We start from the raw sequence: 26,773 nt of genomic DNA on the forward strand, positions 1-26,773 counted from the left end.
GTCATTTCTTGCACGCCTCTGGTTAGAACTGATTCGGGAACTGCTTAATGATGCCTGCTGTCAACACATCAGCGAATGAGATGATATGATCCTCACCTTGATCAAACGCAGCAATATCCGCTTCCCAGTCTTTTTTCAATCTCGCCTGGAGATTATCAGTGAGCAGCTTCAGATGCGTGTACATCATCTCTTTTAGTTCTTTCTCGTTCCAATTGGGGTTGGCACTACTCAAGAACTTGGCGATCTCATCCGCATGCCGGTGCCAGTCCTTATCCAGCTTTGCCACAGTTGCCTGATCGCCTTTTTTGGCTGCGTCAATGATTTTGCCGCCTATGGTAATATGAGCCGTCAGCAATTCGGTAAGCTTTTTACCTGCTTCCTCTCCGTAATACGGCTTGATTGCGTTCCCGATATCCACCTGGTTTTTCAAGAGTCGTGCCTGTACCGCGTCTTTGTCTTCTAGCCCTGCCAAGGCGCTTACCATATAGGTGTGGTCCCACAGCAAATGGTCGATCCAGAGCCTGCGCATATCACCCTGAAGCTTTACTTCTTTCGGCTTTATACATTCTGCCTGCTGTACATTTCCTTGTGATTCCTTGGCTGCTGCCATACCCGGCACACCAAGTAATGCCGCGCAAATCATCAACACAGTTACTTTCCTGAGCATTGGAGTCATCTATTCCTTCTCCTTTTTGATAAGTATTGAATCCCGCTGTTATTTTGAGCAAATTTGGCTTTTTCATGCGTCCAACACATCAGCCCTGCAAATTGACACTTGTCGGAAGCATCCTTATAGTTGTCTTATCAACAGTTGCCCTGACTGCCTAACCTAGGAGGTTTCGCAATGAAATTGGATGAGTATATCGGCGTCATCGTTAAACGAACGGATTTAAAACTGAACAACTATTATCAAAAAGTATGCAATCCGTATAACATCACTATCGATCAGTGGATGATTTTTGTCGTGTTATGGGAAGAAGAAGGTCTGACCCAGAACGAGTTGGCAGATCGTACCTACAAGGACAAAACGAATATCGCGCGGATGCTTTTTCTCCTGGAAGAAAGAGGGTTTATTCATCGCGAGACAGATAAAAAGGATCGCCGCTCCCTTCGTGTCTATCTGACGGAAAAAGGGCGACTTTTAAAAGACGAGGTCCTTCCACCCTCCATTGAAGCGTACGAGAAAACCATTGCAGGATTGACCGAAGAAGAAGTGAACCAATTTCGAAGAACACTCAATATCATTTATGAGAACGTGAAAAACTTGTAAAAACAAAACATATTGCAGGATGTCATTTTTTGTATATAATTAGTTGTTGTAGCAACAGTTTTTATAGCAACTTTCAGGACGGAATATATACAAAAAAGGAGTGAAAATGATGAGCACAGAAGGGATTTGGAGCACGCATTACCGAGCGTTGACGATTGGTATTATTCTTGTGGTGACTGCTACAGCATTTGAAGGCTTGGCTGTCACCACAATCGCCCCCGGTCTTTCCCGAGAGCTACAGGGTGAGGATCTTTATGGGTGGGTATTCAGTGCTTATTTGTTGGCTCAGCTGATTGGGACCGTGGTCACAGGTCAATTTGTCGATAGAAAAGGGTCTGCCCAGCCTTTCATTGTTACTATCGTACTCTTTGCTGTTGGCATTGTAGTGGCTGCAATTGCGCCAGATATGCTTACTTTACTGCTTGGGCGAGTGATGCAAGGATTCGGAGCCGGTGCTTTGATCAATTGCGTGTATACCATGATTACTTTGCGTTACCCCGATTCCCTTCGCCCTCAGATTCTTGCTGTCTTCTCCAGCGCTTATATCCTTCCAGGCCTGTTCGGACCGTATGTCGCCGGGATTATTGCTGAACAGTTGTCGTGGAGATATGTCTTCTGGTTGATCCTTCCCTTTATCTTTCTGTCTGCACTCTTAACCACCCCCTCTTTCCGAGGCTTACAGCCGACAAAAGCAAGCGCGGCAAACAATCGTAGTCTTCTTTTGCCTTTTTTCTTGGCCCTAGGGACTGGTGCCTTGCTTTTCGGACTCGGCAAAATTCCCTCCCTCTACGGTTTCCTGCTATCCGTCGGGGGTTTGCTCACCCTCAGTGTCCCATTATATAAGCTGATGCCTAAAGGAACGCTCGTCGCACGCTCTGGCTTACCTGCTGTCATCGCGTCTCGGGGTCTTTTTGTCGCTGCCTATTACGGCACACAAACGTATCTCGTCCTTGGACTCACTTCGATTTTAGGATTAACCGCCGACAAAGCTGGGTTAGCTGTTGCCTCCGCAGCAATCAGTTGGTCGCTGGCAGCCAATGTACAAGCAAAGCTGGACAAGAAAGACCAAGGGGCTGGTCGAAAAAAACGAATTATCACAGGCCTCGTTATTATGCTCATCGGAGTAGCTGGCACAGTACCCCTGACATTGATTCAACAAGACCTTTTCGGTATCGTGGTCGCGATTTTTAGCCAGATCATTATGGGCTTCGGAATCGGTTTGGCTCACCCGACAAGTGGCGCTATGGCGTTTTCTCTTGCAAAACCTGGTGAAGAAGGAAAAGTATCTGCTGAAATATCTATCGCCGATACGTTCACACCAGCGATTGTCATTGGGGTAGGAGGAGCCATCGTGTCTGTGATGACTACCTTTGAGTTTTCACTTTCTGTTGGTATTACCGTTTCCCTGCTCCTTCAGACGTTCATCGTCATACTGGGGCTGGCATCTGCTGCCCGACTGGCAACACGTTCGGTACCTGTTCAGGAAAAAAGCGACACCTTGGGATAACCTCACGAAATGGAAAAAATCGTACGCTAAGGATTTTTGACAGAAGCTGATAACCAGGCGCTATTGTCTCCTGCTAATTACCGATTTCAGGTCATAAACGAAGAAAAGCTCTCTGTAGCTAGTTTTATGGGTTTAGAATATTCGCTACTTCCTGAAGATAATCAGAAGTAGCAAAATCGCTTGTTACCAATTGTACCTCTTGTGCAAACGTGGCCACACCCCTCATGTATTCTTTTGGGTAACGTCAAAGGACTTGGATGTAATGAAAAACTCGATTTCCTGTACGCTAAGGAAATCGAGTTTTTTCATTTTCGTTTCGTGAGGGGACCCCACCTTGAAAGAAGGCGTCCTCTCCCCAAACATCCCTATTCAGTCTCCTGCTTGTACAGGTTTTGTAATTCTTCGAGGTTTTTGTCTGTCTTGTGGAATCGTCTTTCCAGCCGATCCTGGACTAATCTGGGCAATTCATTTTTCAAAATGTGTACAATATAAAACAGAGTTCCGATAATGACGAACATACTCAATATCAAGGTGATTTCTGGAGTAATGATAAAAAAGCACACACCGCCTATCAAAATCGTCAGTAGAATGTATCCAAACCATCTCCCCATGGTTCACTCCCCTTTACAATTCACAAACCAACCATATTTTACCAAACCATATAAGCACTTGTCCTTGAAAAAAGGTGCCCTCCAGTAGTGATATCTACGTGAGGACACCTTTTTAATTCCAATCGACTTCCGTGTAACCTTTACCCAATAATCTTGGTCTTCTTCGCATTCTCCATCGACTTTTCAATGATTCCGCTCAACGGACGCTTCAGCGCGAGCGCCACAAACAGGCTGATACCAATAAAGCCGAATAATACGAGTATATCCCGGATCGCCGTTTCCCAGAGGATGCCGCCCACCCCTTCACGTAATAGGCTAATTGCATACGTAAAAGGCATGTATGGGTTCAGCGCTTGGAAAAACGGTGAAGTCATACTGATCGGGAACGTACCGCCCGAGCTGGAGAATTGGAACACCATGAAGATGATCGCGATGCCTTTGCCCACGTTGCCAAAAACGGACACCAGCGTGTACGTAATCGTGACAAAAACCAGGCTGACCAGCATACCGAATAACACAAACGGAGCTTTATCCGCTACATAGGCCCCCAGGATGTAAATATCACCGAGCGTGACGAACAACGCCTGAAACAGCCCAATTGTCACAAACGTCCCCAAGCGGCCCAGGTACAGCTGATACGGCTTGTACACTCCGCCCGGATTTTCCGCATTTGGCTTCAGCAGGGAAATCAACAAGGTAGCACCTACCCACAGAGACAACACACCGTAAAATGGTGACATGGCCGAACCATAATTCGGTATCGGGTAGAGGCGGTTTTCCTTGATCTGCACGGGACTTGCGAGGAATTCGCTCTCTTTTTTAATGTCGCCGCGCAATAGCTTGGCAAGATCGGCGAAGTTGTTGTTCGCTTCAACTTCTCTCAGCTTGTCGGCGGCCTGCCCAATGGCACTCTCCAGCTTAGGCAGATCGTCGCGAACCAATGCAGCAACTCTATGGACTCCTGCCTCCACCTCGGGGAGCTTGTAGCGCACAAAATCAGCCAGCTTGGTCAAATTCGCCTCCGCTTTAGGCAGATCGTTCTGGACGAATGCCGCTGCCTCGTCGAGCTTCTTCCCGATAGTAGGAAGATTTCCTTTCAAGAACGGAGCTGCTACGCGAATGGCATTTGCAAAAGCATCCGACTTGCTTCTGAGCGTTTGCGCGAGCTCATGGACTTGCGCCCGTATTTGCGGCATCTCCTGCTGGATTCGCTTCAATTCGGCCAATCCCAGCTCCAAGCCCGTCTTTGTCTCTTGGAGAATCGCTTCGATATCCGGGAGTTTTTCTTGGGCCTTATGCAGTAGATCAGCAGATTCTCCTGTGATCACCTTCAGCCTTTCAATGCCCTCGGATATTTTCGGAACGATTTCGCTATCGTAGCGGGACAGGATGTCTCCCAATTCCGCGCTGGTGTTTTTCGAGAGCTGATTCAAGCTCTCCACCAAATCTTTCGCAGGCTGCTTGCCTTTTTCCAGCGCGCTTGCAATCGTACCGAGAATCTCGATTTGCCGGTTCATCCTGTTCTCAATCGTGCGCAGCCTCTCTGCGAAATGACTCAATGGCTGTCCAGGAATATAACTGTTTACTTTCTCTACAAGCGATGCGGTATGCCCCAAAACATTCACGGCTCTGGATAACCTGTCTTTCACGGCATTTACCTCACTCGCAGTAGGCAGGCGATCCGGATTGATTTGCAACAGTCTATCTGTGAGTTGTGTGAGCGCATCCGATGCTTGCTGGGCTAAGATAAGATTTTGCTTGATCAGCGGTGCAATCGTTTCAAAGGCACCGTCATGCTTCGTAAAAAAGTCATTGAGCTGATCGGCAACAGCCGCGCCCTTATCAGTCAGATCAGCGATACGCGGCAACGCATCTTGAGCAGCCGAAACGATCTCAATGGCCTGACTCGCTTTTTCTGTGGCCGTAGTCACTGCGTTTGCGACTTTATCAAAATTTTGATCCAGCTCTTCAATTCGTCCGACGGCTTGCTCAATCACCGGCAGCTTGTCTTCCATTGCGATAATGACAGACGCCGCCTCATTGATTTTCGGCCAGTTTTGCTGAATTTTGAGCACGGCCTGCCCAGCTTGATTGATTTCGGGGATTCTTTTTTCCACTTCCAGAATGATCTGCGCTTTCTCGTGAATCTCGGGAAGTTTCTTCTCAATCTCCAATACTTTTTGCCCTGCGGCACGAATCTCAGGGAGGCTTTTTTCCAGTTGGAAAACGCCACTCTCGATTTTGCGGATGGTCGGCAATTGCTCTTCAATTTTAATGCCGATCTCTGTAAGCTTCGTCAGCAAGGCTTCACTGACGCTTTCCGTAAAACTCTCGTTGATCTGCTTGGCAATCGCTGAAACACCTGACGAGGTGATTTTGGGTGCCACGGCGTTCACTTTTTCATTGACCGTATAGATCACTTCGGGCTTGTTCAGGTTGCCATGGACAATTCCCGTGATTTTTGTGGAAAAGTCAGCCGGGATCAGGATGCTGGCATAGTAATCACCCCGCTCCACGCCTCGCCTGGCCTCTTCTTTGTCCACAAAGGTCCACCCTAGTTTCTGGTTGTTATGCAAGCTCTTTACGAGCTCGTCTCCGATGTTGACCTTTTGATTGCCAACCGTGGCTCCCTGATCCTCGCTCGTCACCGCCACCTTGACCCCTTGTGTATTGGCGTAAGGGTCCCATACTGATTTGATGTTGATCCAATCGTATAAACAAGGAAGGAGAATGATGGCGATGATCAGAAAAATCCCAGTCGGGACCTTAAAAATGTTAATCCAGTCCGTTTTGTAAATCTTCCATATAGACCGCATGTATGTACCACCTAGTAAGAAAGAATGGATGAATCTTTTACACTCACATGACAGTTTACCATGGAAGGAAATGATCGGGAATGAGTCTGCCACTAGTAGCATGAGCCGCTGCACGCTAAATTATGATGAAAAAAGCCCAACCATCACTGGTCAGGCTCTTCCTAGTAAATCGGTAAAACTATTTTCTTACTTTCAACTTGTACTCGCTTGTATGACCGTCGTTTTCCGCTACAATCGTCAGTGTGGTTTTTTCTGGTGCATCCTCATGGACTGTTACCAGACCATCCTCGCTAATCACCGCATATTCTTCCTCCACAACATGGTAAGTAGTTCCTGTGCTTTCCTTGGTCATATCTCGTCCACTGCGGTCTGTCATGTTAGCCCACACGATCATTTGAACAGTATCACCTGGCTTCACTGAACTCTTTTTGGTGGATAGATTGATACTTTTGATTTCCGCAATCGAGAAGGTCACTTTGGTCGATTTTGCTTCGTTTGTCACCTTGACTGTAAATTTCTTGCCAGGTTTTGCATCCTCAGAAACCTCAATCAAGCCGTTTTCATCAACAGTGACGCTATTGTTGTCAGATTCATAAACCGTTCCGCTCTCGCCATCAGTCAGATTCTGCTTGGTGCGGTTCGAGAACGATCCTGTTACCTGAAGCTGGAGATTCTCTCCTGGCAACAGTGTTGCTTTGCTTGGCGTAACTTTCAAGCTTTGCAGACCTGCACTTGCTACCATGTAGATGCCCGGTTTTTCGATATCAAAGCTTGCGCGGTCCCCCGTTTTGATAACCTCTACTGTTTTTTCTTTGGAAGTCTTAAGGATACTCCATTCTTTCTCCGCTTCATCATAATGATGAGCCGTCAAATATTTATCCTTATTCTCGTAAGGCAGAATCATGCGGACAGTCTCGCCGTCAAAGTGTTTCAATTCCTTGTTGTCTGCTTCTAGGCGAACTTCGTACATATCGCTGGCATTGCCCGATTTCGAAGGCTTTTTGATGTCATCCGGCTTCGAGAGCTCGACGTGGATATCCGCACCGTCATGCTCTTCGAGAAGCTCGCTGGACAGCCATACACCTGCGTCTTCCTTGTTCACCAGGGCCACATTGATTTGCTTTTGTGCCAATGCATCTACGATATCACCACTTAGTGTCATCGAAGATTTTTCTTCTTCCTTCGATTTTTTCGCTGCACGCACTTCATGACGAGCGCCGTCCATACGAATCTCGATTGTCTTCTCCAAGTCAAACAGCGATGCTTGCTTGTCCAGTGCTGTCTCGATGGCCTCTACTGCTTGGGCAAAGCGTTCGATCTGAGCGACTACCTTCTCCGTATTTTCGCTATCGTCTGCTTCGATCGTGCTGACTTGTGTCAAAAGCTCCGCGATCGGTTCTTTCAGCTTTTTCACCCATTTTTCAGAGAGATCGTCTTTATCCAGCTTGGCAATCGTCGTCTCTGCTACATGAGCCATGACTTTTACTGCTTGCTCCCATTGTTCTTGATCGTTTTTCTCGATCTCATCAACAACTGGCAAGAAAGCGTCCTTCAACAGAGAGTAGGTCTGTTCTAACACTTGATCCTCATCGACGATATCCTCTTTCCATTTGGAAACCATCGCTGCCAAAACGGTATCCGTTGCATCGGAAACCAAAGCAAGATGCGTAGAATCACTGAGCTTGTCGTCCTTGATCAGCTTGGACAATTGCTTGATCGCATTCTCTGCTTGCTTTTCTATTACATCCTCATCTGTAGCGTTCTTAATCACCTCAGCAGCAGCGCGATTGGCTTGGCGCAACTGCTCATCTGGCGTGAGTACAGGCGGATCTACTGGTGGTGTGACTGGTGGTACTTCGGTAAACGCATCCTTCATACCTGTTTGGGCAAAGTCCTCTGACTCTGTGTCCTTTTGCTTGGAGAAAGCGAGAATTTTCGTCGCGCCATTCGGGATCGCCGTACCATTCGGGATCGCGTAGATGACCTTATCGCCTGTCTTGGCTACAGATGCAATCGCAGACTGCCCGGACAGTTTGCCTTCGTCGTTCCCCCAGTAAAGTACATACTCGTCAATGTTCGTTTCATTTGCCGCAGGAGTGATCGTGACATCCCCGCCAATCACACCCTTATTCGTGTCCGCATCGGTAAAGGATACCGCCTGTGGTGCTTGTGCCTGCGTCTCATCGATAATTGTAAAGGTGACGCGGCCAAGCTCCAGATTGTCGTTATCTGTGCGATACTCTGCTTCCCCGACATAAACGGCATCGTATTTGCCAGGAGCCAAATTCAAATCCTTGAACGTAATCGTTCCATCCGGCTGCTTGACGCTTTTCGTTTTTTGCATCGCGATTGGTTTTACATTTTTTCCAAGCTTCGTTCCTACAGGGAAAATACCGATCCAGTCTTCTAGTACAGAGCTGGTATAAGCAACCTCAACGGCTTCTGTTGGCAGATATTTTTCTTTGACCATGTGAACGGTAGGATTGCTGATGGTCAAATCAGGGTCGGTAGCCGGGTCTACCACTGGTATTTTGTCGGAAAGATCGATTTCGAATTGCGCATTGGCGATCCATGTGTCGTTTTTAAAATCTCTACCTTTTACCATGACTTTATCATCGTAAACTTCCACGAAAAAGCCTTGGCTTCCATCCTTGCCTGTATTGGCGTCTGTCCACAAATAAGAGGTAGCGCCCGCATTAAACATCGTGGCGTATTTGGCGTTGTACATCGTATCCTTTGCACCCAGCTCCCAGTGCGTATGTCCGCTGAACAGGAAGGCCCCTTGATGCTTGGACAAGATCGTTTTCAATTCCTTATCCTGTCTGACACCGTACCAGTAATTGCTTTTGAGATAGCCCACGTTCGCACCTGCTACCGTATTTTTCAACGGTTGATGGTGGAAGATGAAGGTCGGCTTGCCCCCAGACTCGGACAGTTTTTCGTCCAGCCATTTCAACTGTGCTTCTGACAAGTACGAGTAGTCCTTTAACCCTTTTTCCGTACCAAGGAAAATGAACTGGTAGCCGTTAATCCACACATTGTAGTAGCTGGACTTCATGTTAGTGTACTTGTGGAACAGCTCGGAAAACTGCGTCCAGTCCCCCCAGCGAACATCGTGGTTCCCTTGCACAAAATACGTTTCCGGGAGTTGGTCCTTGTACATGTTAAAAATCCGGGCCAGCTCCATGTATTGTGCTTCGGTTCCGTTCTCGGTATTGTCCCCGATGGTCATGAGTCCGTCACTGTCCGGATTCAGCGCAATCATATCTTTGAAGGCATCCTCGAGGTTTTTATTATGAACGTGATCCTTGCTGGTTTGCACATGCATGTCAGTGATGACTTCGAAACTGACCAATGGCTGCTCTTTCACCATCCCTGGGATCGTAAACTCTGCGCTCGCTGTCGTTTCACCCGCAGTTGAATCCGAGTAAGCGAAGAGCTTCGTCGCGCCCTTTGGAATGACCGTGTTAGCTGGGATTGTATAGGTAGCATACGTTTCACCTGGCGTAGTCGGGGGCTGCACTTGTGCGATGATCGGCTCTCCTGGCAGCTTTCCTACATCATTTCCCCAGTACAGATTGTAATGGGTCACATTCGCAGGATCGGCAGGGATTTTGATTTTCACATCGCCTGCGATCTGGTCTGCATCGTCATCCGTATCGACAAAAGTAATGCCCGTAGGAGGATTCAAGGTAATGATCGAAAAAGGAGCACGCTGAAAAATGTTGTAGCCGTCATTTTGCATGTACAGCGCCTCATACTCACCTGCTGGCAACGACTTCGTAAAGCTCATCGCACCATTTGGCTGACCGTTTGCACTCGTATATTGCCAAGCAAGAGAAGGGTTGCTGCCCTGTGGAATGGCACCTGCTTTATACAGTCCGATCCAATCCTTTAGGGAAGCTCCTGTATACGACAAGGACATCGGTTGACCATACAAATAGGTTTGCTTGTCCATCGTGACGGTTTGCTCTCCTGCTGCCTGAACGCCTTGGATCATAAAAGGTTGAGTCATTCCCATGAAGGCAACCGTAACACCCAGTACCATTGACATCGTTTTGTTTATCACTTTCATAATAAACGCGCACCTCATTTCGATCAGATTGATAGAGTCCGACTGATGATTTTCACACGACCTTGCTGCTGACTTTCAGACCAATGACACCAATCACAATGAGTGACATCCAAAGCATTTGCTGAAGATTGATCATTTCTTTGAATAAGAAAATACCGACGAATGTAATTAAAACTATCCCGACACCAGACCAGATCGCATAAGCGACTCCGACCTGTATATAGCTGAGTGCGAAATTAAGCAGAGTAAAGCTCGCACCGTACAACAGAAACATCAGAATGGATGGCCACAGCTTGGTAAAGCCCGCAGATAGTTTCATCGAAGTCGTACCTGCTAGCTCCAACAGAATAGCGAATGTGAGGAGAATCCATCCCCACCCGATCCCCTCATTCATGCCGTGATGCCTCCACCTTCAGTTGCGCATAGGAGGAAATCACCGCTTCTGCTTCCTCCAGGATTTGTATTCGATCAGAAGAGTCTTCCTTGCTCACAATGCCAATGGTCACGGAGACCCCTGCACTTTTCCCCATGCGTATGTCGCCGCTCGTATCACCGATGACAGCGACTTCTCTCGGCTTCAAGCCCAATTGGGTACAAGCTTTTACCACCATGTCCGGATAAGGCTTGCCACGCTCTACCTGATCATTCCCGATAATGACTGGAAAATAAGAGCGAATGCCCATCCATTCCATGTGCTTGATCGCTTCCTCTGTTTCATCTGCGGTTACAATCCCCATAAACATTCCGTGGTCGCGACATTGTTCGAGGAACGGAATCAGCCCCGGGATGGGATAGGCAGGACGAGTCTGATCCATATCCTGATAAGCTCGCTCTTTGCACTCTCTAGCGAGTCGCATTGATTCTCCCCACGATAGTCCCTGACGATATCCCTGCCATGCCAGAATCGCAAGCAAATCGCCAGTTGAGCCCATCGCTAACGGACCATTGATGCTGTAGTCGCATACGTGCCCTTCTTCGTCGTGAACAGTCCCCCACAGCTCTGCGAGAGGAGCGATCTCAGTCGGCTGCGGAAGCTGACTGGCAAAATGACGATGTACGGATTCGCTCCAGTACCCCCAGAGCCTCACAAACTCCAGCAAAGTACCATCCTTATCGAACAAAATCGCTTTGACGGTATATCTCTTGTTGTTAACAAGTAAGTCGGGCATCTTTTTCACCTGCATTCCATTTTGAATCGGACTTGGCTTTACTCTTTCGTCCTGACGAGAAGCGCATCCGTTCTTTTCTGAATCTTGCCTGAAGTCCACATGATCGCGGTACGTACCAACAGATTCGCCACGATGATTAACGTAGACATCGCAGCAGCTTGCGCGATATCGCCTGAGTCCTCCTTATTCACAATCGCAACCGCAGCCGGTTTCAGGTCTGGTGCATACAAGAAAATAATGGCCGAGACCGTCACCATGCTGTTGATGAAATAGTAGAGGAACACTTCCAAAATCGTCGGCAATGACAGCGGAACCGTAACCCGCAGCAATGTCCGATACCAAGGCACATTCATCGATTCTGATGCAGCCTCGAACTCGCTATCCAGCTTCTTCAGACCGGACGTCATCGTCAGGAAAGAAACCGAGTAGAAGTGAACGATGTTACACAAAATGACGATCCAAATCGTGCCATAAATGCCGTGCAGCGGTTGATTCGGATTGTTGAAAAAGAATACGTAGATCAAACCGAGCACGAGTCCTGGCAATGCAAGCGGCAGCATGGACAGAAAATACGCTGATTGACGCAGCAGACGATGCCCGCGTGACTTCTCGATGAGATACGCGAACAAAAAAGTAGCGACTGTGCCAATCAATGCCGTAGCAAACGCGATAAGCAAGCTCGTCACAAACGGTCCTTCACCATCCAAAAAGTCTTCGTAGTGCGCAAAGGAAATGGACAAATTGTACGGCCACACTTTTACAAGGGAGCCGTAAATAGCAACCAGGATAATGCTAATAATCACAGCGGACACGGCGGAGCAAAGCACGTAAAACAACCCGTCCCGCAGTTTGTTGCGTTCAATTCGGTAAGGGATGGACTTCGCGCTCAACCAACCGCTTTGTTTGCGCTGGGAGATGCGATCGATCACAAATGAAATGACGGCTGGTATCAACAGCAGCACCCCAACGGCCGCACCCATTTGCATGTTTTGTTGCCCGATAACCTGCTTGTACAAATCTGTCGCTAGCACGTTGTACTGCCCGCCGACCACTTTGGGAGCCCCGAAGTCGGTAAAGGTCAAGACGAAGCAGACAAAAATGGCACTGATCAGCGCAAACCTCGTACCCGGTACCGTGACCGTCCAAAATCTGCGCCACTTGGACGCCCCGAGCGTCTCTGCCGCTTCATACATCCGGTAATCTGCACTTGCGAGTGCCACCGACAGCATCAGAAACGCCTGCGGAAACGTATAGAGTACTTCCGCCATCACAATCCCGATAGGCCCGTAGAGCTCCATGCGGAATTCCGGCAACAGACCAAAAAATCCGGTAGAAATCAGACCTTGATTGCCAAACAGGTAGGTCAGCGCCAAGCCGTGCAGCATAGAGGGTGCGAATAGCGGCAAGAGTGCAACAGACCGATAAAACCATTTGCCGCGAATCGCACTTCTCTCCAGTGCATAAGCAAATCCGAAGCCTAACGTAACGGCAATGATCGTCGTGACCGTCGACACCTTAATGGAATTCCACAATGACATCACGAGAGCCGGCGTCGAGAAGTAATTAGCAAAGTGCATGAGCCCGATGAAGTTTCCGTCCTGATCTGTAACTGCCTTGAGCACCAGCTCACCAAGCGGCAGCAGGATGGCGAACAACAGCGCGATGGTCATGCAAACGATGATCGCGTTTTGGCTCCATTGGTTGGCATCAGGGCGTATTCGTTTTAACCAGGTGTCCATATCGTATGCGCTCCTTAGCCAACAGCCAGGTCTGCCGTATCATCAAAACGGATGACATGCTCTGGCGGCAGGGTGAAGGCAATTTTTTGATCCGGCCAAACATGATGAGACACCATAGCATGTGCCGGGACATCAATCGTGACAAACTGTTGCAACAAAGTCCCTTGTGGACCGATCAACTCTGCCACAATCCGATAATGCGTACCGCGATATTCCAGCTCGCGCACGATCCCTTGTCTGCCTTTTTCATGACCGTCACGCAGCAACTGGACATGCTCCGGACGGATGGCGAGCATAGCCTGATCCGAGTGCTTATCCGACTGGATAAAGCTGATGGCTCCGATAAAATCAGCGACAAATGGCGTTTTGGGACGCTCGTACACCTCTTTTGGCGTACCGACCTGAATGATGTGCGACTGGTTCATAACCACAATGCGATCCGCCATCGTCAACGCTTCCTCCTGATCGTGCGTCACCATAATCGTCGTCATCCCGAATTGATGATGGAGCCGACGAATTTCGTTCCTGAGTTTGGCACGAACCTTGGCATCCAGCGCAGATAATGGCTCGTCCAAGAGCAAGCAGTCCGGAGAAAACGCCAAGGCCCTCGCCAGTGCTACCCGTTGCTGCTGCCCTCCTGATAATTGAGCCGGGACTTTGTTGCGGTGTTCTCCCAGCTCAACCAGTTGAAGCATTTCCTCTACCCGATCAGCAATTTGTGCCTTGGAGAAGCGATTACGCAATCCGTAAGCAATGTTTTCACTGACCGTCAAATTCGGAAACAAAGCGTACGATTGAAACATCATGCCAAAATTCCGTTTCCCTGCTGGCAGCGAGGTAATGTCTTTCCCGGCAATGACGACGCTCCCTTGATCCGCTTTTTCCAGTCCTGCGAGGATGCGCAACAACGTTGTTTTTCCGCAGCCGCTCGGTCCGAGCAGACAGATGAATTCATTCTTGGCAATGTCCAGTTGAATGTCCTGAAGCGCTGTGTGCTTCCCGAATCGCTTGGCGAGATTGTGTAATGACAAATAGCCTTGCTCCATTACAAATGCCCCTTTATTTTTTACTTTTTCGGTTCAGCTTTGGAGCCGTACTTCTGCTCCCATTCTTTCAAAATGCCTTCGCGGTCTCTTGCTGCTTGATACAAGTCCAGCTTGGTCAACTGCGATACAGGGTCTTGTTTGTAGCCTTCCGGAATTTGACTTCCTTCTTGCTTGATGCTCAAAATCGCGTAGTTTTTGTTGTATTCCTTCATCGGCTCATCGCTGATCGCCCAGTCGAGGAACAATTTTGCTTCTGGCTTGATGTCCTTTTTCTTTACGAGCGCGCTCGCTTCCATATCCCAGCCCGAGCCCTCTTTCGGGAACACGACTTCGACTGGAGCTCCTTTTTTCTGTTCGTTAATGCCGCTGTATCCATATGAGATACCGATTGGCGCTTCACCAGCGGACGCCATCTTCGCCGGCTTGGAGCCAGAGTGCGTGTAGATCATCATGTTTTCATGCAGCTTGTCCATGTAAGCCCAAGCCTTGTCCTTGCCGTACAACTGATGCAGGGCGTTGACGGTCAAGTAGCCTGTTCCAGAAGAAGCAGGGTGAGGCATCGCGATCAAGCCTTTGTATTCTGGTTTGACCAAATCTTCGTACGACTGTGGGATAGCCAGATTGCGTTTTTCCATCTCTGCTTTGTTGACAATGATAGCTGTCTCCCAAATATCCATGCCTACCCATTTTGGCGGGTTGGCCTTGTCCTTGAATTCAGGCAGTACACGATCTACGCCTTTGGGAGCATATGGCGCAAGCATTTGCATATCGTCCATCACCAAGAGACTCGTGGCAGCCAGTCCCCAGATCACATCCGCCTGCGGGTTGTCCTTCTCGGCAATCAGCTTGGCTGTCATGATGCCAGTGGAGTCACGAACGATGTTTACTTTGATATCCGGATACTGCTCTTTGAAAGAAGTCAGATACGTCTTGATCTGTTCATCTTCAATTGCCGTGTACACATTGATTTCTCCAGAAGCGTTAGACACTGCAGCCTCCGAGCCAGTTTGACCACTGTTCGATGCTGTTCCCTCTGTCTTCGGTGCTCCACAGCCTGCCAACAAACTCGTAACGACCAACGTTGCTGCCATCACATTCCACTTGATTTTCACGGTGATTCTCCTTTTCTGAAAGAAAGTATCGGATAAAAACCATCTGCGTTCAAAAATTATTGTACACTCGCATTATGTTTCGGCCATGAAACCACTGTTAATTGAGCATTAAGATTACGTAAATGCTCATAACAATAGCTTTATCACTGTGTAGAATAACTTTTTGCTATAATGGAAGTATCATACAAAAAGCATTGAACGAAATGATGATGACGGTGGCACGAGAGGGAAGTGAATATTCGCATGTCGTTGAACGACGAAAATGTACGAGAAGAAAAACGCCTCCATATTCGTAAACAAATGATCGAAGCCATAGCGGAAACGATGGACTTGTATGGCGCTACTCATTCCTCTGGTCAGCTTTACGGTGTCATGTTCTTCGAGAATCGTCCGATGACGCTCGACGAGATGAAAACACAGATGAACATGAGCAAAAGCAACATGAGCTATGCAGTGAGATCCTTAATGGAATCCCGCATGGTCAAAAAACTCGAGGAAAAGCAGGAACGAAAAGAGCTGTATGCGGCGGAGACCAACTTCTTCACAGCGTTTCAAAACTTCTTCACATTCAAGCTGCAGCGTGAAGTCGATGTGATGACCGGTGCCATCGACCAGGCACTGCCTGAATTAACCGAGCTGATCCTTTTGGAAAGTACCTCTGATGAGGAACGAAAGCTCGCCCTCCAAGATTTGCACAAGCTCAGACATGCAAAAAAGTATTACGAATGGTTGCAAAATTTTGTGTATACCTTGGAACAAGGTGATTTTTTCGAAGAAGAGCCCGAATAGAAAAAAGCCATCTTTCTCTCCAAAGCTAGAGGAAAAGATGGCTTTTCTTTTTACTTTTTCTTCTCTTGACGCACCAAATACAAGAAGTATGGAACACCGATGACCGCCGTCACAATACCCGCGGGAATCTCGATCGGAGGATTCAGTCCCCTCCCCAATGCATCCGCAATGACGAGAATCAACGCTCCCAAAACCGCCGCACCTGGCAATAGATAACGATGCTGATGACCGAACAGCTTTCTCGCCATATGTGGTGCAATTAATCCCACAAATCCGATCGAGCCAATCGCCGCTACACATGCGCCTGCCAATGCAACGGCGAGCAGCAAGAGTACATAGCGTGTTCGGACGACATTCAGTCCGAGCCCCGTGGAGCTCCCTTCATCCAGACTGATAATGTCCAGCTTTCGATGCAGAGCAAAGCTAATGGGAATGAATACGAGCAGCCACGGCAGCAAAGCGTAAATTTCATCCCAGCCTTTCCCCCACAAGCTCCCTGCCAGCCAGACAAGAGAGTCATTGGCTTGCATCGGATACTTCACCATGATGAATTCCGTCAACGCTTGGCAGATCGCCCCTACTCCCATGCCGACCAAGGCAAACGTAGTTGGCTGTGCACCGCTTTTCCGAGCGAAATAGATGAGGGCAATCGCTACCGCCAGTGCTCCCAAAAACGCGACAATCGGGAGAAGAAGCGGTGAAGCGGTCGGAAACAGAATGATGACAACAACCGCGAACAAGCCCGCTCCTTTGGTTACCCCTACAACATCTGGAGATGCCAGCGGATTACGGATCATTCCTTGCAAAATCACACCAGCGATCGCGAAGCCCGCTCCGGCAAGAATCGCGAGCAACGCCCGTGGCAATCGATAGTTTTCAATCATAAACGTAAGCGACGAAGATTCTCCCATAATCACTCGAATGATTTGATCAGGGCCGATAAAGATCGGGCCGATCCCCATGCTAAGCAATGCTGCCGCTAAGACTAAGGCGCCGAGGCCAACCAGGAGCAGGGTGTTTTTTCGCGAAGTCATATCATTTCCCTCCCCTTTTTTCTTGCCAAGTACAGAAAGAACGGGGTTCCCAGAAGAGCCGTCACAATCCCTACAGGAGACTCAAACGGATAGGAAATCAAGCGAGCCAGTACATCGGAATAGGTGACCAAGACAGCTCCACCAAGCGCTGACACAGGAATAACGACCCGATAGTCCGTACCCACGAGCCTCCTTGCGATATGCGGAACCATCAGTCCGACAAATCCGACAGCTCCAGCGACAGCAACAGAAGCTCCTGCCAAAATAACGACCACAACATAAGACAGCAGTCGGACGCGGGCGATTTTTTGTCCCAACCCCATCGCGACTTCCTCCCCCAGTCGAAACACAGACAAAGAAGCGGACAGCCAGATCGCCAGCAGGAGTCCCGCCATCGACCATGGTAAAATCAATTGCACATCCGTCCAAGCCGCTCCGCTAATGGAGCCAGACAACCAATACAATACATTCGAGATTTGTTCGTTAAAGATGATAATTCCCTTCGTAATGGAGGTGAGCAGCAGGTGGATGGCCATTCCTACCAAAGCGATCTTGAAATTGGTCATCCCGCGCGAAGCTGCAAATCCAAAGACCACAAGTCCCCCGAGAATCGCTCCAGCGAATGCAAAATAGATGAGATTGGCTTTCCCGATATCCGGTAAAATCACAATCGCGAGTACGACCACCAGACAAGCCCCCGCATTCACGCCAAATACTTGCGGGGATGCGAGCGGATTGCGGGTAACGGCCTGCATCACGGCGCCTGCCACAGCCAAATTCGCCCCAATGATGGCTCCCAGCACGGCTCTCGGAACGCGGATGGTTTGGAAAATCAAGAGCTCCTTGGAGTATTCACCCGATAGCCAATGCGTCACTAATGATCGAATCTCCAGCGAAGCTACTCCGGTAAACAAGCTCAGAAAAAAGCCAATGAACAAGAGGATTGCCAAGCCGATCGCAATGAGGATAAAGGTATTTTTGTGTTGTCGTGTCGTTGTTTTCTGCAATACAAGCCACCTCGATCAACTACCACGTGCAGGAACACTGAAAAGACCAGATCAGCGATCGGTCTTTCCAGAATTTGCATCGTATGTTATTTTTCCTTGCTATATAAGAGATTCACTGCCTCTTCCACAATGCGTTCTGCGGATTTCAGTCCGCGATAGCGCGTCCAGAGGTCACGATTTACTTTGTGTACTTCCTGATTTTTGACTGCGGTGATATTGTTCCAAAGCGGATTTTGCTTCCACTCGTTCAACAGCGCGTCGTCGGCTTCCGCCAGGAAAATCACATCTGGGTCCCACTGCACCATTTGCTCCAGACTGATTTTTACCGTTGGTTCTGCCGCATCCTGAATCGCATTTTTGATTCCAATCATTTCGAGCAATTCGCCATCAAACGATTTCGCACCATGTGCAGACAGCGAATCTGCGCGGAATACACCCAGCATGACATTGCGGGAATCCCCAGCCGGTACCCTCTTCTTAAACTCTGCGATGATCTCCTTGTGCTTGATCAGGCGTTGTTCTGCTTCTTTTTGTTTGTTCAGCGCTTCCCCAATCGTGGCAAACGAGCTCAAGTTTTCCTGATACGTCGAGTTGCGGCTTTTCAAAATGATCGTCGGTGCGATTTTTTGCAAATCCTTGTATATGTCCTTGTGGCGATTCAAATCACCGATAATCAAATCCGGCTGCAACGAGCTGATGACTTCCAGGCTCGGCTGCTGGCGAGTCCCAACTGGGGTATACTCGATTTTTTTGCCGATCAGTCCTTCTACGTCCTTATCCTTCTCCTGCGCGATTCCTACAGGCGTCACTCCCAGCTCCCATAGTCCATCTACAAAGGAGTACTCCAACGCGACGACTCTTTTCGGGTCTCCGGTAATTTCCGTTTCGCCCAGCTCGTGTTTCACGATGCGCTTTTGTGCGGTTTGCGCATTATCTTGACCTGCTGCTGGCTGTTTTTGCTCTGCGCTTCCGCACCCGGTCAGTAATACCGTGCCTGCCAGTGCAAGCGTCCAAAGCATATGACCGAGACGTTTCATTCTGTTTGTTCGCTTCATCTTTGTCCCTCACTTGATGTAATTGATAATGATTATTATTACCGATGAAATGCGTTTTTTATTGTAACAATCTGCTGCCGCAAATGAAACATTGTGCTTATTAAACCTTTTACCGTAATAAAGGTGATTAACGTCATTTTGTTCACGCTCTGAAATTACGAAAAAAAGCCGTTACGCCTGAACCATCGACGTAACGGCTTTTCGCCACGATGCTATTTGTTGTTTGGCGTAAGACTTACTTCAGTCGTCGAGCTCAGCTTCTCTAATGCTTCCTTTGCAGGCGCATGGTTCTCCGCCATCGCCATCGCCGTCTGATAAGCTGCCACAGCCTCCTCCACTTGACCCAATCCTTCGTAGCAAAGCCCTTTGTAATACCAGGCGTGAAAACTCCCCGATCCCTTCAAGGTCAGATGACGAATGTTGCTCTCACCTAGCTCCAAGCAGTGATCGAACGTTACCAATGCTCGTTTGTAGTCCTTTTTCAAATACTGAATGATCCCTTTGTACAAATGCAAATCAACGTAGTCAGGATAAATCTCGATTGCCTTTTCAATTCCTGGCCACGCTCCCTCAGCACTGCCGATCGAGATCAACGTAGAGTATTTGAGCTTATAAAGAAGCGAAGGAGGCATCATATGGTTTTCGAGAAACCCAATAATAGACAGATTCACGAACTTGAACGTTTTCTCATGCTCCTGGATACGTGAGAATTCACTGGCAAGATGATACTCAATCCATGGAGAGTGGTCCTCTTTCTCCAATTCCTTCATGAGTAGCTGAATATTGCGCTCGAATTTGTTCTTTCTGCCAGTAAATTCATTCATGTAGCCGTAATGGTATATCCGTACAGGCAAGATTTGAATGTGGAGATCTTCGGTCAGATTGGGAAGGACCTCTTCTACGTTGAGCGTTTCATGGATGGGAAAATGGAAGCGAAAACCGATGCCATTGCGAAACAAACGTGAGTGAGCGATATGAAAAGCATCGTCTTCATTTATTTCATCTCCAATGTAATTTATTAGATGGATATAAAATAGAGAATCTTCTTGACCGCGAATCAGCTCTTTCAATTTCGTGCTGTCTTCTTTATTCATTTCCTCATCGGCATCCATCCACAAAATCCAGTCGCCCGTTGCCTTTTCCAGTCCAAAGTTTCGTGCTTCTGCGAAGTTATCCTGCCACTCATACGAATACACGACCGCTCCGAATGACTTACATATCTCTACCGTTTTGTCGGTACTCCCCGTGTCTACGATAATCATTTCATCCACAAGATCTTTCACGCTTTCCAAGCACTTGTGAAGGCACTCTTCTTCGTTTTTTACAATCATACATAAGGAAATTTTGGGCGCCTCAGACATGCTACTCATCTCCTTTTACACACATCAATGAGATCGTAGTCTATCCCCCCTTTACTCTATGAGCGGACTGCTCCTTTCAGAACGGCGCCATTTCCTTGGTTTTCGAACCTTTAGCTGGAACAGCGCATAGGTAGTTGTAGGCAGATATCACAAAGAAAGCAGGGATCGTATCCATGCATGACTCATGTCCTTTGTGCAGCAGCGCTCAGGTTGCGCTTTTCCACCAGTACGCTACCTTCTCGCTTCTTACGTGCAAAGATTGTGATCTCGTTTTTCAACCTCACCTCGATCACGTCAACGTGACACAGCTAGTTGCAGACATGTATGATGCGAGTTGGGTTTCCATGCGTGATCAATACGCCAAAAATACATTTACGGAACATGCGATCTTCCATACATTGCTGCTCGATATGTGGTTTTCGGAAAAAGGGAAGCTTCTCGAAATTGGTCCAGGAACAGGAGAGTTGTTATTCCTTGCTCGTGAGGCTGGGTGGGAGGTTATTGGGGTAGAGCCGTCGCACCAATCATGCGCATACGCCCAAGACCGGTATGGGTTACAACTGGTTCATTCGTTATGGAACTCCTCCGTTCTCGCCCCCGAACACATTGGTATGTTTGATGCCATCGTTTTTTGTCACGTCTTTGAGCATATTTCGCATCCGAAGCAATACCTTGAAGAATTGAAGGGGTTTCTTAAACCAGGAGGAAAGATCCTTTTTAGCGTGCCGAACAAAAACTCGTTCACCAATAAATTGTTTGGGGTGTATTCCCCGCTGTATACCGAGAATGACCACCTCTTCCATTACTCCCGTGACAATCTGATCTCACTGCTTCATCAAGGTGGCTGGGAGGTTCTCTCTATCTTTTCTCGAGAAGAAACGAACCGCTTGGAAAACCATCTGTGCAAGACCACGCAAACACCTCTACCGATCCAGGACATCATGAAGCTAGCCGCGAACCTCCAGTCGACATTCCAAGGCCATGAAATCTTCTGCATTGCAACACGACAAGCCTAACCTGCCATCCGTAATAAAAATTCGAATAGGCAGGAGGTGCAGCACGTAGATGACCAGAGCCAAACTGACTCTTTCCATGATTGTGAAAAATGAAGGCAATCGGTATTTGAGACGAGTGTTGGAAGCACATAAAGACTTTATTGACGCAGCCGTCATCATCGATGATGGCAGTATCGATCATACCGTGGATCTCTGTAGAGAGGTTCTCAAGGGCATTCCTCTTCATCTGGTTCAAAACGCTACCTCTCAGTTTTCCAACGAGGTCACCCTGCGCAAACAACAATGGCAAGAAACGATCCAGACTAATCCGGGATGGATTTTGAATCTGGACGCCGATGAAATCATGGATAACTCCTTCCCCTCAAATGTTTCCGAGATTTTGGAACAACAGACACACGAGGCGATCTACTTTCGTTTGTACGATATGTGGAGCGAGACGCATTATCGCGAAGATGTGTATTGGAAAGCCCATCATCACTACCGTCCTTTTATGGTCAAATACCGCCCTGACTTCCCATATGTATGGAGGGAAACCCCACAGCATTGCGGCAGATTCCCTCTCTCGATCAACCAGTTCCCTTACCTGTGCCATCCATCACGCGTGAAACATTTTGGCTGGGCCCGACTCGAAGACAGACAAAACAAATACAACCGCTATCAGCTCCTCGACCCCGACGCCCGATATGGCTGGAAGGAACAGTATGAATCGATCTTGGATCAACATCCCAATCTGTTGGAATGGGTGGAATGAAGATGATCATACGCGATATCGAAAAGGCTTTGCAGCAGTCCAATTGTAATCACTGGCGATACAACTCACTCACGTTGAGCAAGCAGGCCCTCGTACATACATGTCGTCATATCAAACATGAAAATGAGGAGTGCCAGGTGCTTCAGTTGGGTGGAGGTGACTCCGCTCTGTTTTGGAAAGCACTTGGCGATCTTGAGCTGCTCCGGGTCCAAGCAACCATTGTGGAGCATCATCCGATTCGTGCAAAGGAAATCAAGGAGAGCCTAGGGGATGTACCGCATGTCGCGTTGGTGACCAGCTCTTTGAAGCAACTATCCCAAGAGGAATGGAACAAGATCTTCGACAATCCAGCAGAGAGCAGGAGCTTGTGGCCTGCCATCGGACGGCGTGTTCCTGAGAATCAATTTGATCATTTTTCCATTCAAAATGCCTTTTACGCCGATTTGGATCAACTATCGCTTTCCGGTCATTCAGTAGATGTCATGGTTGTGGACGGTCCGCACGGCAACGGCCGCTCTCTTGCCTATCCACTATTTGTTGCCACGCTCAAACCAGATGCGCTTATTCTCGTAGATGATTTTGATCACTATCCCTTTCTGGCTCATCTCGGAAAAATCTATCACTATGAAGAACTTTTTCGAGAGATTGCCGGAAATCGTCGCTGGGTATTGGTAAGGCTCCAGGGCCAAGAAACATTTGATTACTAAATCTATGAGGTGATAATCATGTCTCAAGCATCGATCCCTAATATTACGCCTGTTATCTCGATTACTCTTGGCCAAACCACTTCGCTATTGCTTACCTCCATCGCTTTAGAAGAGCTGGCTTTGGCTCACATCCTTAACGCCGAGGCGGAAAAGATCCAATATGTTTTAGGTACCCTTGCTCCAGGGCTCGAACCAGCCGCAACACTCTCCGACATCCTGCTCGTCAATGCAAGCGTTCGTCAAACGATACAAGATGTCATCAAAAAAGAAATGCTTCTGCAATTCAAGCTGGAGAACATCGTTGATAATCTGATCACTCGAAGCTAACTGGCTTCCTTCATTAGATTCCTTCGCCTTAATAGACCTCATTCGTATGGAAACTATCACCATATCACTGGTCCGGGTCAATCGATCCGGGCTTTTCACATTCCCCGCTTCCTTACGCGTGTGTACAAATAAACAGTTCAGTGGGACACACACCTATGCATACACTTACCGTAGTTAAAAAGAAGGGGGGAATAGCTTGCGCGATTAAATTGGTTACCTATTACTTCAAAGAGGTGATCTCATGTCTCAACCTACCATCCCTAACATTACCCCAACGATTTCCGTTACGATTGGGCAATCCGTATCTTTACTGCTAGCTTCCATTGCTCTGGAAGAATTGGCTTTGGCGCATATTATGAATGCAGAGGCAGAAAAGCTCCAGTTTGTGGTAGGTACATTGGGGATTACGCCGGGGTTCGTCCCCAACATTTCTGACATTCTTGCCGTTAACAACAGTGTTCGCAGAACGCTGCAAGATGTCATCAAAAAAGAAATGCTCTTGCAATTCAAGTTGGAAAATGTGGTTAGCATTCTCCCGGGCACCTCCACTTCGTTATCGAATCAATACGATTAAGTTGTCATATTAAGATCGCGGTTACATAACATGTACTGCGAGGAAGTTTCCATTTCTTCACTATCAATCACGCGATCCTATGACGATCCTATCGTTTTTGTTGCAAGAAACTCGCCCGAAGGCGTTCTGTCAAATAAAGGGAAGCAGATCGCCTTCTTCTTTGGGTAAGTCTTATTTTGTATACAAAATCATACACATAAAGGATGTAGATAACGATGTCAATGCCCACGGTCCCCAATATAACACCGGAAATCATATTGAAACGAAACGAAGTATTAAATCTGCTTCTCACCTCCATTGCGCTGGAGGAAATCGGACTTTCTCACATTATTAATACAGAGGGGGAAAAGATCCAAAAGATCGTGAAGGAGCAATGCCTCTCGCTCAATGATGCGCTTGCCTTAAACAACAGCGTAGAACGAATGCTGCGCAATGTCATCAAGACCGAGATGCTCCTACAATTCAGGCTGGAGGATATTATCAAGCTGGAGCAGATGCATAATAATCATGATCAGCAGCACGATGACTTACCTGACTTACCCGACTTACCCGACCTTCCATGCCTTTGAAGAATAGCCCTCACTACTTACACTGCTTTTCATGGGATCATAATTTTATTGAAGAGGGATGATGATGACCTTACGGGATAAAGTTCCATCAAATGATGTGCCTACGCGCGAAGAAGCTTTGAGTCATTTGCTGCAATCGATTGCCCTAGAGGAAGAAGCCTTGTCCAGATTGCTAAACGCCGAAGCTGACAAAGCCCTTGCTTTCGTTGGCAAAAATCTGGACTTCCCCAACACCCCCTCTAATGATGAGATCATTACCTTTAATCGTACAGTCATTTCGATTCTGGATTCGGTGCTGATGGCTGAGTGGCTTTTGTTAAAAAAGCTGGATGCAGCCATTCACATGTACCCTGTGGCGCTTAAATCAAATTTTGAGATGAAAGAAGCCGATTTCGGGGATGAATTGGATGACGACTTCACCATCGACTATTAACGATTGATCATTTCAGGAATTCGAGGTCAATTGCCATGAAGAACAAAGGTATCGATGACCAAACCGTTCTAAAGCTGACCTATTCCATCGTCCAGTTGGTCAAAGGATTGGAATCCCGCTTTCATCATGCCAAAGATTACGAGCTTATGCTGTTTGGCTACCAAATATCAACGATGTTCAATCTGCTCGTCAGACTGCATACCCACATACATAACAAGCAGATTGCTCACAGCTTTCTATTTGAATCGCGTAACCCTTTCCATCCCACTAGTGAAATGTACACACATGTCCTTGCTGCGATTGCCCAGTTATCGGAATTGGTAAAGACATGGAGGTTTCCACATAAACAATTCGCAACCTTGATTGAAAATCATCTGCGGCAATTACAATCGTTTTACTCGATAGAAGACCATTCCCATCATCAAACAAAGTCTATAGAACGGGAAGAGGATTCCCCCAACAACGAGCCGATGCAATTGGAGCTGGAAGGAGATTTTCCAGATGACGAACCTGTACAGCTAGATCTGAGTGAGCAAACGAAAACCACTGACGTTCCACCTATGCCTCCCCCAACCCCTCCATTGCTCACAAACAACGCACGCATCGATACAGCCAACAACCGGAAATCTGTACATCCAAAACCCCCATTATTAGCACAGGCTACCTCCATCCCTACTCCCGATAAAAACAAACGCAAGTCCAAGCGTCCCAAGCCTGTAACAAACGTGGCAAAAGTGCGTGGCCAGAAAAAAATGCTCGCTAAGCGAGTTACTGCACCTACAAAGCCTCCCTTTGTACCGAACTCCGTAAAGGTACGTATCGGCAATGTCACCAAGGTCATCCACATATGAACCTGAATTTAATGAAGGAGTAAGGTATATGGATCGTTTGGAATTGATCGAAGTGGCCGGTAGCAGTTACGTGGTCTCCGGTAAATACGGGATCGGTGTCTATTTGGATAGGTCCAGCAAAACCGCCGTTTGCATTGATAGCGGACCGAATGCCATGGTCATCGAGGAAGTATGCACGAAAATCAGTGATCGAGGGTATCAAATCCTTGCCGTTGTTCATACACATGGTCACGCTGTTAATCACGGTGGCAATCTCTATTTGAAACAGAGGTTCCCCAACTTTCGTATCTATGCGACACATCTGGCAGCCTATCTCATTGAAAATCCGCATCTCGAGCCTTTGGTTTTCGATGCAGGTGGAGGGTCTGATACGAAGCCTGATCAAAACAAAAGGAATGAACGTGCGCTCGTAACAGATTATCTGCCATCCACCGATGGAATCTTTCACGTCCACACCATTCCATTCAAAATCGTCTCCTTACCTGGACATTCGCCGGGAATGGTCGGCATTATTACCCCTGATCATGTCCTTTACTGCGGCGATGCCTTGTTTGGTCCCAAAACATTGAACAAGCAGAATCTCCTTTTTTTTAACGATCTGAGGGCTGCCAGAAGTAGCTTCAAGAAGCTCTCGATGATGAAATTGAACGCGTATGTGCTCTACCATGGCGGACCCTATAAGACAGTCACCGGTTTAATTAACAAGCATCTCACCCTTATGAAAGACACCTCTTCTTTTCTTGAAGCATTGATTCATGAGCAGCCAAGCACTCTCGAACAAGTCGTCCAAAAAGTCATGAAAAAGTATGAGTTTGAAGATGACTTGCACCGCTACGGTTTGACCACTTCGATTATCCGCTCTTATTTAAAAGAGCTACAGCAAGAGAACCGAATTGTCGCAAAAGTGGACAATGGTTTACTGCTATTCAGCAAACCTGCGGCAACCACTTGAAC

25 protein-coding genes are annotated in these 26,773 nt (G+C 47.7%); 12 read left to right on the forward strand and 13 right to left on the reverse strand.

The window, feature by feature from the left end; translation table 11 throughout:
* Positions 1 to 22: 22 nt before the first annotated feature.
* Positions 23 to 676, reverse strand: coding sequence for a glycosyltransferase (locus ACM6JA_RS00070; protein ID WP_414850653.1), 654 nt, complete (start codon positions 674 to 676; stop codon positions 23 to 25).
* A gap of 168 nt (positions 677 to 844) precedes the next feature.
* Between ACM6JA_RS00070 and ACM6JA_RS00075 the strand changes: the two genes are divergently transcribed.
* Together ACM6JA_RS00075 and ACM6JA_RS00080 are read left to right on the forward strand one after the other, a co-directional pair.
* Positions 845 to 1,270, forward strand: coding sequence for a MarR family winged helix-turn-helix transcriptional regulator (locus ACM6JA_RS00075; RefSeq protein WP_007720387.1), 426 nt, complete (start codon positions 845 to 847; stop codon positions 1,268 to 1,270).
* Positions 1,271 to 1,379: 109 nt separating this feature from the next.
* On the forward strand, positions 1,380 to 2,777 hold the full coding sequence (locus ACM6JA_RS00080) for an MFS transporter (protein ID WP_414850654.1): 1,398 nt from the start codon (positions 1,380 to 1,382) through the stop codon (positions 2,775 to 2,777).
* A 365-nt stretch (positions 2,778 to 3,142) separates the two neighbouring features.
* Here ACM6JA_RS00080 and ACM6JA_RS00085 read toward each other — a convergent pair whose 3' ends face one another.
* The 8 genes from ACM6JA_RS00085 to ACM6JA_RS00120 all read right to left on the reverse strand — a co-directional run bounded on the left by ACM6JA_RS00085 (position 3,143) and on the right by ACM6JA_RS00120 (position 15,345).
* Positions 3,143 to 3,388, reverse strand: a complete 246-nt coding sequence (locus ACM6JA_RS00085; RefSeq protein WP_007720381.1) for a hypothetical protein — start codon at positions 3,386 to 3,388, stop codon at positions 3,143 to 3,145.
* Between the two features lie 140 nt (positions 3,389 to 3,528).
* Positions 3,529 to 6,204 (reverse strand): YhgE/Pip family protein, encoded by a 2,676-nt coding sequence (locus ACM6JA_RS00090; protein WP_414850655.1) that lies wholly within the window; start codon positions 6,202 to 6,204, stop codon positions 3,529 to 3,531.
* A 178-nt stretch (positions 6,205 to 6,382) separates the two neighbouring features.
* A complete protein-coding gene (locus ACM6JA_RS00095) occupies positions 6,383 to 10,258 on the reverse strand; it encodes a metallophosphoesterase (RefSeq protein WP_414850656.1) in 3,876 nt (1,291 codons plus the stop codon).
* Positions 10,259 to 10,331: 73 nt separating this feature from the next.
* Entirely contained in the window at positions 10,332 to 10,673 is a 342-nt protein-coding gene (locus ACM6JA_RS00100; RefSeq protein WP_173620462.1) for a DMT family transporter, read from the reverse strand.
* Positions 10,666 to 11,448 carry an HAD family hydrolase gene (locus ACM6JA_RS00105; protein ID WP_414850657.1) on the reverse strand — a complete coding sequence of 261 codons (783 nt, stop codon included), beginning with the start codon at positions 11,446 to 11,448 and terminating at the stop codon, positions 10,666 to 10,668. The genes ACM6JA_RS00100 and ACM6JA_RS00105 overlap by 8 nt, the downstream gene beginning before the upstream one ends.
* A 38-nt stretch (positions 11,449 to 11,486) precedes the next feature.
* Complete coding sequence (locus ACM6JA_RS00110; RefSeq protein ID WP_414850658.1) at positions 11,487 to 13,187, reverse strand: putative 2-aminoethylphosphonate ABC transporter permease subunit; 1,701 nt, start codon at positions 13,185 to 13,187, stop codon at positions 11,487 to 11,489.
* 14 nt (positions 13,188 to 13,201) lie between these two features.
* Positions 13,202 to 14,233 carry an ABC transporter ATP-binding protein gene (locus ACM6JA_RS00115; protein WP_414850659.1) on the reverse strand — a complete coding sequence of 344 codons (1,032 nt, stop codon included), beginning with the start codon at positions 14,231 to 14,233 and terminating at the stop codon, positions 13,202 to 13,204.
* Positions 14,234 to 14,253: 20 nt separating this feature from the next.
* Positions 14,254 to 15,345, reverse strand: a complete 1,092-nt coding sequence (locus tag ACM6JA_RS00120) for a putative 2-aminoethylphosphonate ABC transporter substrate-binding protein (protein ID WP_414850660.1) — start codon at positions 15,343 to 15,345, stop codon at positions 14,254 to 14,256.
* 243 nt (positions 15,346 to 15,588) lie between these two features.
* Between ACM6JA_RS00120 and ACM6JA_RS00125 the strand changes: the two genes are divergently transcribed.
* Positions 15,589 to 16,134 carry a GbsR/MarR family transcriptional regulator gene (locus ACM6JA_RS00125; RefSeq protein ID WP_390241173.1) on the forward strand — a complete coding sequence of 182 codons (546 nt, stop codon included), beginning with the start codon at positions 15,589 to 15,591 and terminating at the stop codon, positions 16,132 to 16,134.
* Between the two features lie 50 nt (positions 16,135 to 16,184).
* Here ACM6JA_RS00125 and ACM6JA_RS00130 read toward each other — a convergent pair whose 3' ends face one another.
* The 4 genes from ACM6JA_RS00130 to ACM6JA_RS00145 all read right to left on the reverse strand — a co-directional run bounded on the left by ACM6JA_RS00130 (position 16,185) and on the right by ACM6JA_RS00145 (position 20,591).
* Positions 16,185 to 17,168, reverse strand: coding sequence for a FecCD family ABC transporter permease (locus ACM6JA_RS00130; protein ID WP_414850661.1), 984 nt, complete (start codon positions 17,166 to 17,168; stop codon positions 16,185 to 16,187).
* Positions 17,165 to 18,175, reverse strand: coding sequence for a FecCD family ABC transporter permease (locus tag ACM6JA_RS00135; RefSeq protein WP_414850662.1), 1,011 nt, complete (start codon positions 18,173 to 18,175; stop codon positions 17,165 to 17,167). The genes ACM6JA_RS00130 and ACM6JA_RS00135 overlap by 4 nt, the downstream gene beginning before the upstream one ends.
* Positions 18,176 to 18,261: 86 nt before the next feature.
* A complete protein-coding gene (locus ACM6JA_RS00140; RefSeq protein WP_414850663.1) occupies positions 18,262 to 19,230 on the reverse strand; it encodes an ABC transporter substrate-binding protein in 969 nt (322 codons plus the stop codon).
* Positions 19,231 to 19,442: 212 nt separating this feature from the next.
* Positions 19,443 to 20,591 carry a glycosyltransferase gene (locus tag ACM6JA_RS00145; protein ID WP_414850664.1) on the reverse strand — a complete coding sequence of 383 codons (1,149 nt, stop codon included), beginning with the start codon at positions 20,589 to 20,591 and terminating at the stop codon, positions 19,443 to 19,445.
* A 173-nt stretch (positions 20,592 to 20,764) separates the two neighbouring features.
* Here ACM6JA_RS00145 and ACM6JA_RS00150 point away from each other — a divergent pair, with 173 nt between their 5' ends.
* The 9 genes from ACM6JA_RS00150 (at position 20,765) to ACM6JA_RS00190 (ending at position 26,771) form a co-directional block, all read left to right on the forward strand.
* Complete coding sequence (locus tag ACM6JA_RS00150; protein ID WP_414850665.1) at positions 20,765 to 21,607, forward strand: class I SAM-dependent methyltransferase; 843 nt, start codon at positions 20,765 to 20,767, stop codon at positions 21,605 to 21,607.
* Positions 21,608 to 21,656: 49 nt separating this feature from the next.
* Positions 21,657 to 22,358: a glycosyltransferase family 2 protein gene (locus tag ACM6JA_RS00155; RefSeq protein WP_414850666.1), complete on the forward strand. Its 702-nt coding sequence runs from the start codon at positions 21,657 to 21,659 to the stop codon at positions 22,356 to 22,358.
* A 2-nt stretch (positions 22,359 to 22,360) separates the two neighbouring features.
* Positions 22,361 to 23,065: a hypothetical protein gene (locus tag ACM6JA_RS00160; RefSeq protein ID WP_414850667.1), complete on the forward strand. Its 705-nt coding sequence runs from the start codon at positions 22,361 to 22,363 to the stop codon at positions 23,063 to 23,065.
* Positions 23,066 to 23,083: 18 nt separating this feature from the next.
* The gene (locus ACM6JA_RS00165; RefSeq protein ID WP_414850668.1) at positions 23,084 to 23,392 is read left to right on the forward strand and encodes a hypothetical protein; all 309 of its coding nucleotides are present in this window, start codon (positions 23,084 to 23,086) and stop codon (positions 23,390 to 23,392) included.
* Between the two features lie 241 nt (positions 23,393 to 23,633).
* On the forward strand, positions 23,634 to 23,966 hold the full coding sequence (locus tag ACM6JA_RS00170; RefSeq protein ID WP_414850669.1) for a hypothetical protein: 333 nt from the start codon (positions 23,634 to 23,636) through the stop codon (positions 23,964 to 23,966).
* Positions 23,967 to 24,181: 215 nt separating this feature from the next.
* The gene (locus ACM6JA_RS00175) at positions 24,182 to 24,535 is read left to right on the forward strand and encodes a hypothetical protein (protein WP_414850670.1); all 354 of its coding nucleotides are present in this window, start codon (positions 24,182 to 24,184) and stop codon (positions 24,533 to 24,535) included.
* 64 nt (positions 24,536 to 24,599) lie between these two features.
* Entirely contained in the window at positions 24,600 to 24,968 is a 369-nt protein-coding gene (locus ACM6JA_RS00180) for a hypothetical protein (RefSeq protein WP_007720338.1), read from the forward strand.
* Between the two features lie 35 nt (positions 24,969 to 25,003).
* Positions 25,004 to 25,819, forward strand: a complete 816-nt coding sequence (locus ACM6JA_RS00185; RefSeq protein ID WP_414850671.1) for a hypothetical protein — start codon at positions 25,004 to 25,006, stop codon at positions 25,817 to 25,819.
* A gap of 28 nt (positions 25,820 to 25,847) precedes the next feature.
* The gene (locus ACM6JA_RS00190; protein WP_414850672.1) at positions 25,848 to 26,771 is read left to right on the forward strand and encodes an MBL fold metallo-hydrolase; all 924 of its coding nucleotides are present in this window, start codon (positions 25,848 to 25,850) and stop codon (positions 26,769 to 26,771) included.
* Positions 26,772 to 26,773 lie beyond the last annotated feature (2 nt).

Origin of the sequence: Brevibacillus sp. IT-7CA2 (genome assembly GCF_949767855.1) — a bacterium.
Lineage (GTDB): Bacteria > Bacillota > Bacilli > Brevibacillales > Brevibacillaceae > Brevibacillus.

What these genes read in the sequence shown, in the direction of transcription:
- ACM6JA_RS00110 (WP_414850658.1), bottom strand. Translation starts at nt 13,187, where the DNA reads ATGGACACCTGGTTAAAACGAATACGCCCTGATGCCAACCAATGGAGC.
- ACM6JA_RS00075 (WP_007720387.1), top strand. Translation starts at nt 845, where the DNA reads ATGAAATTGGATGAGTATATCGGCGTCATCGTTAAACGAACGGATTTA.
- ACM6JA_RS00115 (WP_414850659.1), bottom strand. Translation starts at nt 14,233, where the DNA reads ATGGAGCAAGGCTATTTGTCATTACACAATCTCGCCAAGCGATTCGGG.
- ACM6JA_RS00080 (WP_414850654.1), top strand. Translation starts at nt 1,380, where the DNA reads ATGAGCACAGAAGGGATTTGGAGCACGCATTACCGAGCGTTGACGATT.
- ACM6JA_RS00090 (WP_414850655.1), bottom strand. Translation starts at nt 6,204, where the DNA reads ATGCGGTCTATATGGAAGATTTACAAAACGGACTGGATTAACATTTTT.
- ACM6JA_RS00185 (WP_414850671.1), top strand. Translation starts at nt 25,004, where the DNA reads ATGAAGAACAAAGGTATCGATGACCAAACCGTTCTAAAGCTGACCTAT.
- ACM6JA_RS00125 (WP_390241173.1), top strand. Translation starts at nt 15,589, where the DNA reads ATGTCGTTGAACGACGAAAATGTACGAGAAGAAAAACGCCTCCATATT.
- ACM6JA_RS00105 (WP_414850657.1), bottom strand. Translation starts at nt 11,448, where the DNA reads ATGCCCGACTTACTTGTTAACAACAAGAGATATACCGTCAAAGCGATT.
- ACM6JA_RS00100 (WP_173620462.1), bottom strand. Translation starts at nt 10,673, where the DNA reads ATGAATGAGGGGATCGGGTGGGGATGGATTCTCCTCACATTCGCTATT.
- ACM6JA_RS00085 (WP_007720381.1), bottom strand. Translation starts at nt 3,388, where the DNA reads ATGGGGAGATGGTTTGGATACATTCTACTGACGATTTTGATAGGCGGT.
- ACM6JA_RS00170 (WP_414850669.1), top strand. Translation starts at nt 23,634, where the DNA reads ATGTCTCAACCTACCATCCCTAACATTACCCCAACGATTTCCGTTACG.
- ACM6JA_RS00155 (WP_414850666.1), top strand. Translation starts at nt 21,657, where the DNA reads ATGACCAGAGCCAAACTGACTCTTTCCATGATTGTGAAAAATGAAGGC.
- ACM6JA_RS00150 (WP_414850665.1), top strand. Translation starts at nt 20,765, where the DNA reads ATGCATGACTCATGTCCTTTGTGCAGCAGCGCTCAGGTTGCGCTTTTC.
- ACM6JA_RS00130 (WP_414850661.1), bottom strand. Translation starts at nt 17,168, where the DNA reads ATGACTTCGCGAAAAAACACCCTGCTCCTGGTTGGCCTCGGCGCCTTA.
- ACM6JA_RS00175 (WP_414850670.1), top strand. Translation starts at nt 24,182, where the DNA reads ATGTCAATGCCCACGGTCCCCAATATAACACCGGAAATCATATTGAAA.
- ACM6JA_RS00095 (WP_414850656.1), bottom strand. Translation starts at nt 10,258, where the DNA reads ATGTCAATGGTACTGGGTGTTACGGTTGCCTTCATGGGAATGACTCAA.
- ACM6JA_RS00165 (WP_414850668.1), top strand. Translation starts at nt 23,084, where the DNA reads ATGTCTCAAGCATCGATCCCTAATATTACGCCTGTTATCTCGATTACT.
- ACM6JA_RS00070 (WP_414850653.1), bottom strand. Translation starts at nt 676, where the DNA reads ATGACTCCAATGCTCAGGAAAGTAACTGTGTTGATGATTTGCGCGGCA.
- ACM6JA_RS00160 (WP_414850667.1), top strand. Translation starts at nt 22,361, where the DNA reads ATGATCATACGCGATATCGAAAAGGCTTTGCAGCAGTCCAATTGTAAT.
- ACM6JA_RS00145 (WP_414850664.1), bottom strand. Translation starts at nt 20,591, where the DNA reads ATGTCTGAGGCGCCCAAAATTTCCTTATGTATGATTGTAAAAAACGAA.
- ACM6JA_RS00190 (WP_414850672.1), top strand. Translation starts at nt 25,848, where the DNA reads ATGGATCGTTTGGAATTGATCGAAGTGGCCGGTAGCAGTTACGTGGTC.
- ACM6JA_RS00140 (WP_414850663.1), bottom strand. Translation starts at nt 19,230, where the DNA reads ATGAAGCGAACAAACAGAATGAAACGTCTCGGTCATATGCTTTGGACG.
- ACM6JA_RS00180 (WP_007720338.1), top strand. Translation starts at nt 24,600, where the DNA reads ATGACCTTACGGGATAAAGTTCCATCAAATGATGTGCCTACGCGCGAA.